Origin of the sequence: Maribacter sp., from assembly GCA_020629415.1 — a bacterium.
GTDB lineage: Bacteria > Bacteroidota > Bacteroidia > Flavobacteriales > Flavobacteriaceae > Maribacter > Maribacter huludaoensis.
This window is the reverse complement of sequence record JAHDDL010000011.1, coordinates 1-14,021: the sequence shown is the minus strand read 5'-3', so window position 1 is coordinate 14,021 and position 14,021 is coordinate 1. Positions and strand designations below refer to the sequence as shown.

General features: G+C 37.0%; 11 protein-coding genes. 9 read left to right on the top strand and 2 right to left on the bottom strand.

The window, feature by feature from the left end; genetic code table 11:
* Positions 1 to 128 precede the first annotated feature (128 nt).
* From QZ657_RS06380 to QZ657_RS06355, 6 genes are all read left to right on the top strand, one after another.
* Positions 129 to 1,013: a hypothetical protein gene (locus tag QZ657_RS06380; protein WP_291965707.1), complete on the top strand. Its 885-nt coding sequence runs from the start codon at positions 129 to 131 to the stop codon at positions 1,011 to 1,013.
* 408 nt (positions 1,014 to 1,421) lie between these two features.
* Positions 1,422 to 2,552: an efflux RND transporter periplasmic adaptor subunit gene (locus QZ657_RS06375; RefSeq protein ID WP_276471085.1), complete on the top strand. Its 1,131-nt coding sequence runs from the start codon at positions 1,422 to 1,424 to the stop codon at positions 2,550 to 2,552.
* Positions 2,552 to 5,839 (top strand): efflux RND transporter permease subunit, encoded by a 3,288-nt coding sequence (locus QZ657_RS06370; RefSeq protein WP_291965705.1) that lies wholly within the window; start codon positions 2,552 to 2,554, stop codon positions 5,837 to 5,839. Before QZ657_RS06375 ends, QZ657_RS06370 begins: the two co-directional genes overlap by 1 nt.
* The gene (locus tag QZ657_RS06365) at positions 5,839 to 7,203 is read left to right on the top strand and encodes a TolC family protein (protein WP_291965703.1); all 1,365 of its coding nucleotides are present in this window, start codon (positions 5,839 to 5,841) and stop codon (positions 7,201 to 7,203) included. Before QZ657_RS06370 ends, QZ657_RS06365 begins: the two co-directional genes overlap by 1 nt.
* Before the next feature lie 52 nt (positions 7,204 to 7,255).
* Entirely contained in the window at positions 7,256 to 7,924 is a 669-nt protein-coding gene (locus tag QZ657_RS06360; RefSeq protein WP_291965701.1) for a hypothetical protein, read from the top strand.
* A gap of 9 nt (positions 7,925 to 7,933) precedes the next feature.
* On the top strand, positions 7,934 to 8,116 hold the full coding sequence (locus QZ657_RS06355; RefSeq protein WP_276471089.1) for a CPXCG motif-containing cysteine-rich protein: 183 nt from the start codon (positions 7,934 to 7,936) through the stop codon (positions 8,114 to 8,116).
* On the opposite strand, the gene QZ657_RS06350 is transcribed toward QZ657_RS06355, so the two are convergent.
* Positions 8,117 to 8,797 (bottom strand): head GIN domain-containing protein, encoded by a 681-nt coding sequence (locus tag QZ657_RS06350; protein ID WP_291965699.1) that lies wholly within the window; start codon positions 8,795 to 8,797, stop codon positions 8,117 to 8,119.
* 591 nt (positions 8,798 to 9,388) lie between these two features.
* Between QZ657_RS06350 and QZ657_RS06345 the strand changes: the two genes are divergently transcribed.
* The 3 genes from QZ657_RS06345 (at position 9,389) to QZ657_RS06335 (ending at position 13,760) form a co-directional block, all read left to right on the top strand.
* Positions 9,389 to 11,707, top strand: coding sequence for a glycoside hydrolase family 113 (locus QZ657_RS06345; RefSeq protein WP_291965697.1), 2,319 nt, complete (start codon positions 9,389 to 9,391; stop codon positions 11,705 to 11,707).
* Positions 11,708 to 11,967: 260 nt separating this feature from the next.
* On the top strand, positions 11,968 to 13,002 hold the full coding sequence (locus tag QZ657_RS06340; protein ID WP_291963622.1) for a sensor histidine kinase: 1,035 nt from the start codon (positions 11,968 to 11,970) through the stop codon (positions 13,000 to 13,002).
* On the top strand, positions 12,999 to 13,760 hold the full coding sequence (locus QZ657_RS06335) for a LytR/AlgR family response regulator transcription factor (protein WP_291965695.1): 762 nt from the start codon (positions 12,999 to 13,001) through the stop codon (positions 13,758 to 13,760). The genes QZ657_RS06340 and QZ657_RS06335 overlap by 4 nt, the downstream gene beginning before the upstream one ends.
* Positions 13,761 to 13,769: 9 nt before the next feature.
* On the opposite strand, the gene QZ657_RS06330 is transcribed toward QZ657_RS06335, so the two are convergent.
* A partial coding sequence (locus QZ657_RS06330; protein WP_291965693.1) for a hypothetical protein occupies positions 13,770 to 14,021 on the bottom strand: 252 nt, incomplete at its 5' end.

The window sequence follows — 14,021 nt, the reverse complement described above, 5'->3', positions numbered from 1 at the left end:
AATGGCGTATCATAAATGTATTTTTTGCACGTTATAATAAAAGTACTTTTTACACTAGTACCGTTTTTATATGGTATAACTAATTAAATGGTATGCGTAAAGTCCCCCAAACAATTAATTTTTTCAATATGAAAAATTTTATAACCTATGCCTGCTTAATTTTTATTTTGTCTTGTAGTTTCACTATTCATGCTCAAATACCTTCAAGCGAAAAACAATATTTATTAGATTTTAACAAGAGAACCATTGGCGAACAATGGCAAAACAAATGGGATCTACAGGATGATCCTTCTACATGGTATGGTGTAGAAATTACGGATGGCCATGTAACGGCATTAAAACTTTATCGCAATAATCTTAAGGGTGCTATTCCAGAGGGAATATCAAAATTATCGCATTTAAAAACCTTGAATCTAGCTTTTAATATCATAGAAGGCAAATTAACTAATGATATATTCCAGTTAGAAGAGTTGAAGGAGATACGTTTAGAAATGAATAAACTATCAGGTAATCTACCTCAAGATTATTCAAAAATGAAACAGTTGGAAGAACTGTCCGTTTTCAATAATTTATTGCAAGGAACAATTCCAGAAGGAATAGGGGAGATGTCAAATTTAAAGTCGCTGAACCTATCAAGTAATTATTTGGAAGGTAGTTTGCCAAAATCAATTGAAAAATTGGCTAAACTGGAAAGGCTGGAACTTTTTGGTAACAAACTGGCAGGCGCCATAGAAGTAGATCTAGGACGTTTGGTGAACTTAAAGGAACTAATACTTTCATATAATAAGTTTGAAGGTGATCTGCCAAGTGGTATGGCAACTTTGAGTAATTTGGAATTTGTACAATTACAGGGCAATGATTTTAGATCGCTGAATTCACTGTTAAGGATGCAAAGTTCTAAATTGGCCGTTTTTGATAGCGATGACGAATTTTTAAACATGAAGTTTGGTTCAACAGATGCGGACAGAACAAGAATTGTTGATACTAAGTATGAAGATGCAAAAAGAAACTAGACGAGTATAATATTGATAAAAAAAGGGATGCTTTGGCATCCCTTTTTTTGTTTTTAATCTTCACGCCCAACGCCTATTTTATGATTACTTTAACCATAAAGGCACTCCATGCCAGATAGGTTTTTTTGTAGTTTCGCCAATGATTCTTTGATATCCAAAAGTTTTACGTTAAAATCTCATTAAAACAAGTGCCACATTTTAACAATAAATTTATTGTTTCTTCAAATGGTTTTAGGGTTTGGGACGAATACACAAAACTTTTGAACAATGGTGAATAAAGCTGAAATAGGATCAAAGTCGGTTCACTACCAAATTTGGTCGTTTCATTTAATTGCCATAATGCTAAGGGATATTAAAAAGTATTTTTGATACCAAGTTTTTTGAAATACGCTTATAAATTAAAATAAAATGCGAAAAATTATTTTTACCGTTCTAGGTTTGTTACTAATTGTAGTATCCTTTTTTTTAGCAGGGATTATTATAGATAGTAAGAAAACATTTAAACCGAAATCTGAAAAAGTAGTAAAAACTGTTTTTACGGAGGTTGTTAAGAATGGTACGGTACCTATCGTAGTATCTGCCAATGGTAATTTAACGGCCAAGCAGCGTGTAGAGCTATATGCTGAGGTTCAGGGGGTATTCAAAAAAGGTAGTAAGTTGTTTAAGGAAGGTCAGGCTTTTCGTCAAGGTGAAACCATTATCAGTATAGATGCCAATGAATATGCCGCAAGTGTACAATCTGCAAAAAGTAATCTTTTCAATCAACTAACGGCGGTAATGCCAGATTTAAGATTGGACTACCCTGACATTTATTCTAAGTGGCAAGAGTATCTTTCTAATTTTGATATGTCTAAAAGTACCCCGGCACTTCCGGAGTTGGCAACGGAAAAAGAAAAGTTTTTTATATCCGGTAGAGGAATTTTAACCAGTTACTACAATGTTAAAAATTTGGAGCAAAGATTGTCCAAGTATCGTATAACCGCGCCATTTTCGGGCGTTCTAACAGAGGCTTTGGTTACTGAGGGTACTTTGGTAAGATCAGGTCAGAAATTAGGTGAATTCATCAATACCGAAGTATATGAACTTGAAGTGGCCATTAGCAAAAGATACACGGATCTTTTAAAGGTAGGGGAATCTGTAGAATTGACCAATTTAGATGATAACACTACCTATAAAGGAAAGGTTACCAGAATCAATGGTAGTATAGATCAATTAACACAATCGGTAAATGCATATATAGAGGTTGCGGATAAAAACCTTAGGGAGGGTATGTACCTAGAGGCAGACCTAGATGCCAAAAAGGAAGAAAATGCCATTGAAGTTGACAGAGGGTTGTTGTTAGATGGCAATCAAATATTTGTAGTAAAAGACTCTGTACTTGACAAGATAGATGTAGAACCCGTTTATTTTTCCGATAAGCGCGTAGTGTTAAAAAATGTACCGGATGGTGTTACTATAGTTTCTAAACCAATTAGTGGTGCATTTACAGGGATGTCCGTGAAAATTTACTCTGAACAACCAGAAAAAACAAAAGAATAATGCGTAAACTGATAGAGTATTTTATTCGGTACCATGTTGCGGTCAATGTGGTCGTAATTTCTTTTGCCTTATTTGGTATCGTTGGTGCCAAGGCGCTGAAGTCTTCTTTCTTTCCGCTGACAGATTCAAAGAATATTGCCATAACCATTACATACCCGGGGGCATCTCCACAAGAGGTTGAGGAAGGTATTGTTCTTAAAATTGAAGATAACCTAAAAGGGCTAGAAGGTGTTGATCGTGTTACCTCTACGTCTAGGGAGAATAGTGGTACTATAAATGTTGAGATCGAAAAAGGCGAGAATATAGATTTCATGCTTTTAGAAGTCAAGAATGCCGTAGATAGGGTACCTACGTTTCCTACAGGTATGGAGCCATTGATTGTTTCTAAACTAGAGACCGTACGCCAAACAATATCATTTGCTATTAGCGGGGAGGATATTCCGTTAGCGACTTTAAAAAGTGTAGGCAGGGATATTGAAAATGACTTAAGGGCAATGGACGGTATTTCTCAAATAGAAATTTCGGGCTTTCCAGATGAGGAGATTGAAATAGCCGTTAATGAAAATGACCTTTTGGCCTATGGTTTATCTTTTGCGGAAGTAGCTAGCTCGGTTTCAAGTGCCAATATTTTAGTTACGGGCGGTAATATTAAGACCGATGCGGAAGAATATTTAATACGTGCCAATAACCGTTCATATTATGGTAGTGAATTGGGTAACCTAGTTGTGCGCGCAGATCAATCCGGTAATGTAATTCGTTTAAAGGATGTAGCTGTAGTTAGGGATAGATTTGCGGAGAGTCCTAATGCAACGTTCTTCAATGGTAATCTATCGGTTAGCACAACGATAACGAGTACCAATAATGAAGATTTAATTGCTGCAGCGGACCAGGTCAATGCCTATGTAGACGAGTTTAACGAAAAGTATAACAATATTAAATTGGACGTTGTTTCCGATCAGTCCACTACGCTTAACCAAAGAACCCAATTACTTACGGAAAATGCCATTATGGGTATGGTTTTGGTACTCATATTTTTATCCCTGTTCCTGAATACCAGATTGGCGTTCTGGGTTGCCTTTGGTCTACCTGTTGCATTCTTAGGTATGTTTGTTTTTGCAGGTTTCTTTGATGTGACCATTAATGTACTTTCACTTTTCGGTATGATCATCGTTATCGGTATTTTAGTAGATGATGGTATCGTAATTGCCGAGAATATCTATCAGCATTATGAAAAAGGAAAGTCTCCTGTTCAAGCGGCGGTAGATGGTACTATGGAGGTTTTACCACCAATCATATCTGCAATTATTACCACAATATTGGCCTTTTCTATCTTTTTGTTCTTAGATAGTAGAATAGGGGAGTTTTTTGGTGAGGTTTCGGTTATCGTAATTTTAACTTTGGTAGTGTCATTGGTAGAGGCTTTGGTAATTTTACCCGCTCACTTGGCACATTCAAAAGCATTACAGCCTATAGATGATAAGCCAAAAAGCGGATTTGCAAATGCCTTTGCAAAGCTTAGGGTAATCAATGAGTTTGGCGACAGGCTAATGGTATGGATGCGCGATAAATTGTATACGCCGGTATTGAGCTTTTCAATGAACCATAAAATATTCATGTTTGCGGTATTTGCATCTGCATTCATTCTAACATTAGGTTCTGTAGGTGGTGGTATTATTAGAACGGCATTCTTCCCTAGAATAGCCAGTGACCGGGTTGGTATAGAATTAGAGATGCCAAACGGTACCAATGAAAAAATTACAGACTCTATTATATCATTGATCGAAGAGAAAGCTGTGATCGTCAATAAAGAATTGACTGAGGAATACCTTGCTGGATCGGATAAACAAGTTTTTGAAAACGTGATCAAAAGATTAGGTCCTGGGTCATCTTCTGCGGTATTGACAATTAACCTGCTGCCAGGAGAGGAAAGACCAAATGAAATTTCAGCAGATTTGGTTACTAGAAGGTTAGAAGAGCTTGTGGGGCCTGTTGTGGGTGTAGAAAGCCTAATTTATGGGTCTGGTGGTAACTTTGGTGGGTCTCCGGTCTCGGTTTCCTTGTTAGGGAATAATATTGAGCAACTGAAAGCTGCAAAGGCAGAGTTAAAAAGCATATTGACCAAAAACCCAAGGTTAAAGGATATTTCGGATAATGACCCGGCAGGTATCAAGGAAATTAGGTTGACATTAAAGGAGAATGCCTATTTATTAGGATTAGATCTTCAAACATTGATGACGCAGGTTCGTGCAGGTTTCTTTGGGGTACAGGCACAACGTTTTCAAAGATCGCAAGATGAGATTAGGGTATGGGTCCGTTATGATAGAAATGAGCGTTCGTCGATTTCCAATTTAGATGATATGCGTATCGTAACTCCGTCAGGTGATCGCGTTCCATTGAGTGAAATTGCCGATTATACCATTGAACGTGGTGATGTTGCCATCAATCGTTTGGAAGGTAGAAGGGAAATTCAAGTGTCTGCCGATATGAAAGACGTAAAGGATAGCCCTACGGAGATTATGACAGAAATCCAAAATGTACATATGCCGGAGATACAATCTAAGTATCCTACGGTAAGTGCATCTTATGAAGGTCAGAACAGGGAGTTAGAGAAATTAACAGGCTCGCTAAAGTTAGTGGGTTTCACGGTAATTCTTTTAATCTATATTACAATTGCATTTACGTTTAGGAGTTTCAGTCAGCCACTAATGCTACTATTATTGGTGCCGTTTAGCTTTACGGCTGTAGCATGGGGACATTGGATTCATGATTTCCCAATTAACGTACTTTCTATTTTAGGTATCATTGCCTTGATCGGTATTATGGTAAACGATGGTCTGGTGCTTATTGGTAAGTTCAATTCAAATTTACGAGAAGGTATGACCTTTGATAATGCCATATTTGAAGCAGGTAAATCTAGATTTAGAGCAATTTTCTTAACATCGATAACGACTATTGCAGGTTTAGCTCCTTTAATGCTTGAGACGAGTAGACAAGCACAGTTCTTAAAACCAATGGCCATATCTATTGCCTATGGTATTGGTATTGCTACGGTACTGACATTATTGATGTTGCCATTGTTCCTATCATTCAGTAATAATCTAAAAGCTCAGAACTTATCTTTTGCTTCTGGCCATAAGATTACGAAAGAAGAGGTGGAAAGAGCTATAAAGGAAAGAAAAGAAGCCAATCATTTAGAAGGCCATTCACAAGAAGGTATAGAAGGTGGCAAGCATCAAGAACAAATTGAAGCAGGTTCAGATCCATATAAGAATATAGATAAGTTATAATGAGTAAAGTAAAATTCATCATATTATTGGTATTTCTGCCCATGTGCACAGTTTTCGCGCAAGAGAAAACACTCTCTAAAGAAGAAGCTGTAATCAAGGCGTTAGAGAGCAATTACGGTATAGAGATTGCCAGAGGACAAGTTGATATTGCAGAGAATAATGCCAGTATTCTTAATTCAGGATATTTGCCAACGTTGACCGGAACGGCAGCTGCTACATATAACAACAATAATACGACTACTGAGTTTCCTGGTCAGTTTAACGAGGATGGTAGCCAAAGAGACGATATCTCTATAGACGGTGCAGAAAGTCAACGGTATAGTACGGCATTGAACCTAAATTATACCTTGTTTGATGGTTTGGGCAGGTTTTATAATTATAAAAGATTAAAAGAGCAATATCAGTTGAGCACGTTACAGGCTCGGGAAACTATAGAAAATACCATGATCCAAATGTTCACGGTCTATTTTGAAATTGCAAGACTTACGGAAAATAAGAATGTACAAAAGCAGGCATTGGAAATCTCTAGGGATAGAATAACGAGATCAGAATACTCTTTTGAATATGGTCAAAATACTAGATTGGATATATTGAACGCCCAAGTAGATATGACCAATGATAGCATTAATCTATTGAATACGGAACAGCAATTGGCCAATGCGAAGCGTGATTTGAATGTAGTGCTTAATCAAGATTTAAATACCCAATATGAGGTAGATACCACCATTGTTTTTATACCGAAGTTTCAAATAATGGAATTTATGGATAAGGCAATTGCCAATAACGTAGCAGTGTTACAGACCGAAACTAACTTAAATATCAATGCATATGATATTAAAGTAAGCAAGTCCGGCTATTTACCAACAATCGGTCTGTCAGGTTCTTATGGTTGGAACCGAAACCAGAACGCACCATCGGCATTTTTAACGGGTGCTGTTTTTCCGGGTACCAATTCTAATGTTGGCAATTATTCATTAGGTGCAAGCCTTACGTGGAACTTATTTGATGGTGGTAGCACTACTGTAAGTGTTAAGAATGCGAAAATTACATATGCCAATCAAGAATTATTGAGAAAGCAGGTAGAGCTAGAGGTAAATCGTGATATGCAAAATGCTATGGCCTTGTATGAGAATCTATTGAAAATATATCAAATTCAAGAACAGAATGTATTTACCAACCAGAATAACTTTGAGCGTTCTAAAGAGCAATTTCAATTGGGGAGTATTACATCAATCGAGTTTAGACAGGCACAGATCAATTTGTTGAATGCACAGACCAATAAGAATTTGGCGAAGTATGATGCAAAGTTGGCAGAGCTTCAATTACTGCAACTTACAGGACAATTACTAAATATAGAACTATAAGTAAACCTTAAAGTTTTAACCTAGAATAACGAGCAAATAAATTAGGGAAAAAATGTATAACGATAGAACAAATAGCGAGCTCATAGAGATAATGAACCAACATTCATTGCTCACTTTTGAAGCACAGTTAAGTTTACATGAAGAGCTGGAGAAACGCGCTGTTGTTGTAGATTTAAGTGATTTGGAAAATACCATTGCCCATAAGCGTGCTGAAATAAATAACTTGGATTACTTAAAAGATTTTGGCTTTAGGGCAGATAAAACTGCAGAAGGTTTGGTAGTGACCAGAACCACAAAAGCATTGCTTACAGATGTATTGGCCGTTGTAGTTGGCCTGTTGGTTTTTATGTTAGGTATTTACGGTTGTATAAACTTAGTGTATACTTTTATTAACGGTGATGAGTTAGATGTATTTACATTGGCATATAAGTTTGCCATGGCTGCTTTGATTTATATAGGATTTAGCTTTTTCAGCGGCTTACAACGTTTGTTCGATTTTTACGGGTTTGAATTAAGTAAGATCAATGGTTCCATTACCCTAAAAAAGCGTTTTGATGTTAAGCTGGAGGAGATTAAGGTAAATCCGTCAGACATTCATTTAGATGTAGATGAAAATGTGCTTTCTTTGAAATTGGGGCATGATACCATTTTCACATCCAACGGCGGCAATTTAATTCAGTCCCTGACTTTAAAGGAACTTGCCAAAGAGTTAAAAGCATAAAAGATTATTATGTTCGAGCATTATTTTCAATGTCCGTATTGCTGGGAAGAAGTTTCTATGTTATTAGACCCATCGGTGTCATTGCAAACTTATGTAGAAGATTGCGAAGTGTGTTGTAACCCAATTGAAGTTACGCCGCAATTTCAAGAAAATGAGTTGATCGGTTTTGATGTTCAAAGTATAGAGCAATAATTATTCTACTATTGCAATTTTACCGCCAAAGGTATCATCCTTGTCCACGGTTTTTGGGTTGCCGTAAACGGTAATGGCCCCACCGGCCTTTACTTTTGCAATGACCGACTCACTGGCGTATACTTCCGCACTACCGCCAGATAGAACTATTACGGTACTGTTTTTAGTCTTTAAGCCCTTGTTCAAGAGTTTACCACCGGTATTGATCATTATTTCTTGGTCATTACTTGTTCCAGATAGTTTTATTTCGCTACCGCTAGTACTTTTTGCGGACACATTGTTGTAGGCAATATTCAAAGTTATGGTACTGGCATCTTGTGCCTCAATTTTTAGGTCGGTGCCAATAACCAGTCCCGTTGAAATAATTCTAGAATTTTTGTTCGCATCTAAAACAGATAGTGCATCGGTATAGAAAAGAGTAAGGCTTAAAATGGTACTTAAATTAGATTCGCCAGAGCACATTTTTAGCCTTAAACGCCCATCGTTTTCGGTAATGCTTAGTTCTTTTTTGTCGGCAGCGCTTATTTCAATTTTATTTTCCTCACCTTTTACCAGGGTAACACTTATTCTGTCATATACGCTTAGCTCGGTATATTTTTCTAGAGGTATCGTGGCTCGGTGTTGTGCAAGAGTGTTTAAGGTAGAAAACAGGATAAACGTTAAGAACAAAAATGGCTTCATATAAATTTGGTTGTTGTGTAATACAAAGTTAAGGTACAAATGGGCTCTTATCACAACGGCTATTGTTTCAAAACCTTTTTTGCTTAAAATGTCAGTTCCAGTGTTTTTAAAAGAAGCGTAGTGAATTTTAAAAATGTATCGAGAACAAGTTTTGGAACACGTGAGCTTCTCGATACTAATTTCTTCGTGCCTCAAGAATTTACTCGAAGTGACATTTGGGATGGAAAAGAATCAATAGGTGAATCGGAAATGCATTGTCAGTTCGAGTGTTTTTGAAAGAAGCATAGCGAATTTTAAAAATGTATGGAGAACAGTTTTGGAACACGTGAGCTTCTCGATACAAATTTCTTTGTGCCTCAAAAATTCACTCGAAGTGACATTTGAGATAAACAAGAATCAATAGGTGAATTGGAAACGCATTGTCAGTTCCAGTGTTTTTGAAAGAAGCATAGTGAATTTTAAAAATATAATAGAAACATATTATTGGCAAATCACCACACAAACTCCTTTTTAAAAGTTAAATAATGGTGCAAACAGACATAGGTTTTGCAGTTTTGCTATCTTAAACAAGCGTTTGCTGTTAACTGGTCTATGAAGAAGAAATATCTTTTTATTGTTTTGATTGTTATTGGTGGTATTGTAGGTTTTGCCGGTGTACAATACTTGCCAACGGCAGAACAAGAGATAATGTCCAAAGAATTGGATTCTATAGCTTCGCGAAGAGATCTGCGTAGAAGTTTTTTTGATAAACGGGAGATTTTGGTCGTATACGGGGCAAAAGATACCGCTTTGCAAAAGCAATATAAAAATATACTTCATGAGCTTTCATTAGTAGAAGTATCTCGATCATGGCGCAGTGTCAAAGTCAACTTCAAAAATGTTGATGAGGTAACCCATGAAGCGTTGAACAATAGCATTGTGTATTTAGTGGGGACCATAGCTGATAATCCACTCATTAAGGAATACATAGGTAATACCCCATTTAAAATATCCCAGTCAAAAATAAAATTGGGAGCTAAGGTAGTACCCAATAATAATTCGGTTTTAGGAGTATGCTTTTATCCCAGTCCCAAAAATCCAAAAATTCCTTTTGCCATCTTAACAGGTACAGATGCTCAAGAAGTGTTTGCCTTATTTTCGAAGAAAATAGAAGATTGGGGACAATCGTTTTACCGCCAGAATTTAGAATATGAGGTGTATGAGAGCAAAGAGCGATTGGTCATGGGCGATTTTAATGCAAACTGGGGAATAGATAAATCTACCTTTTTTAATTTTGCCCAAGGTTCTAGGGTATTGTTAGATACTGATGATGTTAAGTTTGTAGACCACCAGAAAGCCGTTCAACAAGCAGATGTAGCCAAGTGGCAAGCATTGATTTCCACATCAAAAGCAGAGATCATAAATTTTGTAGGAGGCAAGAACGTACCAAAGATCACGTATAATTTCTATACCTGTACAGAAGAAAAAGGTTTAATGACGGGCAATACGGACCACGCAACGTTTGATACCGTTACAAATTCCGTACACACCATAGTCAATAATATTTATGCAGATAATAACATTGGCAGGGACAATGCGCTGTTATTGCACCACCTGATCGGTAAGAGCAATAAAAATATCATGACCTTGGGCTTGCCAATTTATTTTACCAAAACTTGGCAAATGAAGGGATACAAGTATTGGGCCGCAAGATTGGTAGAATCTGAAAATACGTTTACGGTAGCAGAGCTTTTGAACAACTCATTCTTGGAGATGGAATCTTCGTTGATCAGAGATTGTATGGCAGGTGCGTTCACTGATTTTTTGATTGATACCTGGGGCAAAGAGACATATCTAAACCGTTATCATAAGCTGTCGCTTACCCAACAAGAGGTAAGGACACTTGAAGCGAAATGGCAGGGCTATTTGGCGGAATTACCAAAAACATACCCCAAGAAAGAAACGGTAAAGAAAAAAATACCCTATTTAAAAGGCTTTAATTTTGCACATGAAGGCTATAGTATTTACAATGGTTACGGTTCAAAAAAAGCAACGGAATCTTTGTTGAAGCAAAGAAATATGGGCAGTAATGCCATGGCAATTGTACCGTATACGGGTATTAATGATATCAATACACCTACACCATTGCATTTTAGTGATAATGCCGGAAGCGAGAATGATGATGCCGTGGTACATGCCGTTTCTATGGCAAGTGATATGGGCATGTATACCTTATTGAAACCCCAAATTTATGTGGGCGGTAGTTGGCCTGGTGGTATAGACATGCCTACAGATGCCCAATGGGACAAATTTCATGACTATTATTATCGGTGGATTCGCCATTACGCTTTTTTGGCGGAGATTCATGAGATGGATGCGTTGTGTATTGGTGTAGAATTTACCAAAGCAACATTGTCCCAGCCCCATGCATGGCGCCAGATGATCAAAAAGACACGCGCATTATATTCCGGTCAACTGACCTATGCCGCTAATTGGGGCGATGAGTTCGAGAAAATCGAGTTTTGGGACGATCTGGATTTCATTGGGTTAAACTCCTACTATCCGTTGAGTAAAAAAGACAACCCTACAGATGAGGAAATGAGCTTAAGGTTCGATACCGTGAAGACCAAAATTAAAAAAGTATATGACCGTTTTAAAAAGCCCATCGTATTTACGGAAATAGGTTTTAGGAGTGTAGCTACTCCGTGGAAGAATCCGCATGCAGAGGCAGACGATACTATAAATGAAGAAGCACAGCGCAGATCTTACGAAATTATTTTTAAGGGTATTGAGAATGAACCCTGGTGCCAAGGTATCTTGTGGTGGAAATTCCCAAGTTATTTAGAATACCGTGGAGAACATAACAATGCCTTTACGCCAAACAATAAATTGGCAGAAGAAACGGTACGTCATTGGTTCGGTCAACACTAAGAATAAAGTGCTCTAGTACGTAGTTATTCTGCTTACATCTCATAGTATTCAATTTTTCATTAGGTACTGTTTGTTTTTATTTTTTCCATGTTTTTTTGCCCTTTCCTAAAATTTCATAATTGGCTAAGGTTGTTTTAGATGTAATTATAGACGTTTGGGTCATAAATACCATCGGTTAGCCATATTCCACGTTATTTTTGTGCATAAACTACATAGGTTTATTACGGTATATTTGAGAAATACCAATAGAGATAAATTAAATGGCAATAACAAAAGTTAAGCAGGGCGAAGTAATTAAGACAGCTCTTCTCTTAGGAATATTGGTGTCGTTACCAAAAACCATCTACTTATACAATGGTATAATGGAGGGTAATTTAAATTTTTCCATGTCATGGGTGGTCGATTTTATGTATCGTTACCTGTTTTTCTTTTGCTATTCATGGTCTGTAATTCAGCTTAACGCGAATATTGATTACGATGAATTTAAGTGGCCGTCATTTTTTAGATGGATCGTTATTCTATTGGTCAATATTGTGTTGGCAATTACGGTGGTTAAAATTTTTAAGATCTGTTATCCTTTGGTCAATGGTAGGTCGTTGAGATCCAATGAAATGGGTTGGGTCAATTTCACCTTCATCAATCTATCTATTGTTTTGTTTTTTATAGCACGTTTGTTACGGGTAAGTACGGATAAACAAGAAAGTAGAATAGAGAACGAACAATTAAAACAGCAAAACCTGGAGAATGAGCTAGCGGCATTAAAGAACCAGATAGATCCTCATTTCCTGTTCAATTCATTAAATTCTTTATCATCGTTAATTCGTGAAAATGAGAATGCCACCAAGTTCGTAAACAAGCTTTCTTATATGTATCGCTATATTTTACAGAGCGGTGAAACCAATTTGGTACCGGTAAAAGATGAGCTAAAGTTTTTGGACAGTTATATTTTTTTAATGAAGACCCGGTATCGTGATCGTATAGAAATTCAGGTCAATATAGATGAGCGTTTTTTTGATCGTGAGATACCGCCTTTGGCTTTGCAATCCTTGGTAGAGAACTCTGTAAAGCATAATGAAATATCATCTACCAATCCTTTAATCGTAAAGGTTTATGCAGGTAAGGATTCATTAATTGTAGAAAACCCTATTCGCTCAAGAAGTACATTGGCAGAAGGCATGGGCACAGGATTGTACAATCTTAAAAAACGATATTTACTTTTATTAAAAAAAGAAGTTCTGGTAAGTACCGATAATGATATATTTAAAGTAGAATTACCTTTAAAGGAAGTGGCATGAAAGTAATATTGGTTGAAGACGAACTTGCTGCAAGTGATAACCTAACCTATTTGTTGACGAAGATCAATCCCGGTATTGAGGTCATTGCGGTATTGGACACCGTAAAGAGCGCCGTTGATTATTTTTCAAATCCGCATGAAGGTGTGCTGGTTTTTATGGATATTCATTTGGCGGACGGTATTTCTTTTGAGATTTTTGACCAGGTTACCATCAATATTCCCATCATATTTACAACCGCATATGACCAATATGCGTTAAAAGCTTTTAAGGTCAACAGTATAGATTATTTATTGAAACCAATAGACCAAGAAGAGCTGTCAGATGCTTTAGGTCGTTTTGAAGTTCAAAACCAACAAAAGGGTATCAATGAGCGGCAAATGCAAAGTTTATTGCATTTAATACAGAACAAACCCTCTAATTATAAACAAACATTTTTAGTAGTTGTCGGCGATCAGTTGTTGCCTATAAAAACTGCGGACATTGCCTATTTTTATATAGATACGGGGCTCGTTAAAGCAGTAACGCTACAGGAACGATCCTATGTACTGGATATTAAACTGGAAGATGTTGAAGATGCACTTGACCCTCAGCTGTTCTATAGGGCAAACAGACAGTTTATAGTACGTAGAGAAGCCATTACCGCCATTAAATTTCATTTCAACAGCAAGTTGTTGGTAGATGTTCATCCACCGTGTAGCGAGCGTATTGTAGTGAGTAAGGCAAAAGCGTCGGACTTCAAAAATTGGATGGGCGCCTAACTTATATGTTTATGGTACGGTACTAATCTCATTCAGTTTCCATACGCCCTCTTCATGTTTTCTAAAAGAAAAGATATGTTGCCTGCCTTCAAAAAATGCAGTGGGTAGGGTAGTGGTCACTAATATATGGGCAAAATCCACCCCATTCTTATCTTCGTTTGAAATAACCGTTTCATTTTCCCTGAGAATGTGTATGAATTTTTGATTGAACAGGATGTCATAGTCATTGGCGATAAAACTATCTATGGGAATATAAATGAA

Bases quoted from the DNA above. Each gene is read 5' to 3' on its own strand.
- QZ657_RS06380 (WP_291965707.1), top strand. From the start codon at position 129: ATGAAAAATTTTATAACCTATGCCTGCTTAATTTTTATTTTGTCTTGT.
- QZ657_RS06375 (WP_276471085.1), top strand. From the start codon at position 1,422: ATGCGAAAAATTATTTTTACCGTTCTAGGTTTGTTACTAATTGTAGTA.
- QZ657_RS06370 (WP_291965705.1), top strand. From the start codon at position 2,552: ATGCGTAAACTGATAGAGTATTTTATTCGGTACCATGTTGCGGTCAAT.
- QZ657_RS06365 (WP_291965703.1), top strand. From the start codon at position 5,839: ATGAGTAAAGTAAAATTCATCATATTATTGGTATTTCTGCCCATGTGC.
- QZ657_RS06360 (WP_291965701.1), top strand. From the start codon at position 7,256: ATGTATAACGATAGAACAAATAGCGAGCTCATAGAGATAATGAACCAA.
- QZ657_RS06355 (WP_276471089.1), top strand. From the start codon at position 7,934: ATGTTCGAGCATTATTTTCAATGTCCGTATTGCTGGGAAGAAGTTTCT.
- QZ657_RS06350 (WP_291965699.1), bottom strand. From the start codon at position 8,797: ATGAAGCCATTTTTGTTCTTAACGTTTATCCTGTTTTCTACCTTAAAC.
- QZ657_RS06345 (WP_291965697.1), top strand. From the start codon at position 9,389: ATGAAGAAGAAATATCTTTTTATTGTTTTGATTGTTATTGGTGGTATT.
- QZ657_RS06340 (WP_291963622.1), top strand. From the start codon at position 11,968: ATGGCAATAACAAAAGTTAAGCAGGGCGAAGTAATTAAGACAGCTCTT.
- QZ657_RS06335 (WP_291965695.1), top strand. From the start codon at position 12,999: ATGAAAGTAATATTGGTTGAAGACGAACTTGCTGCAAGTGATAACCTA.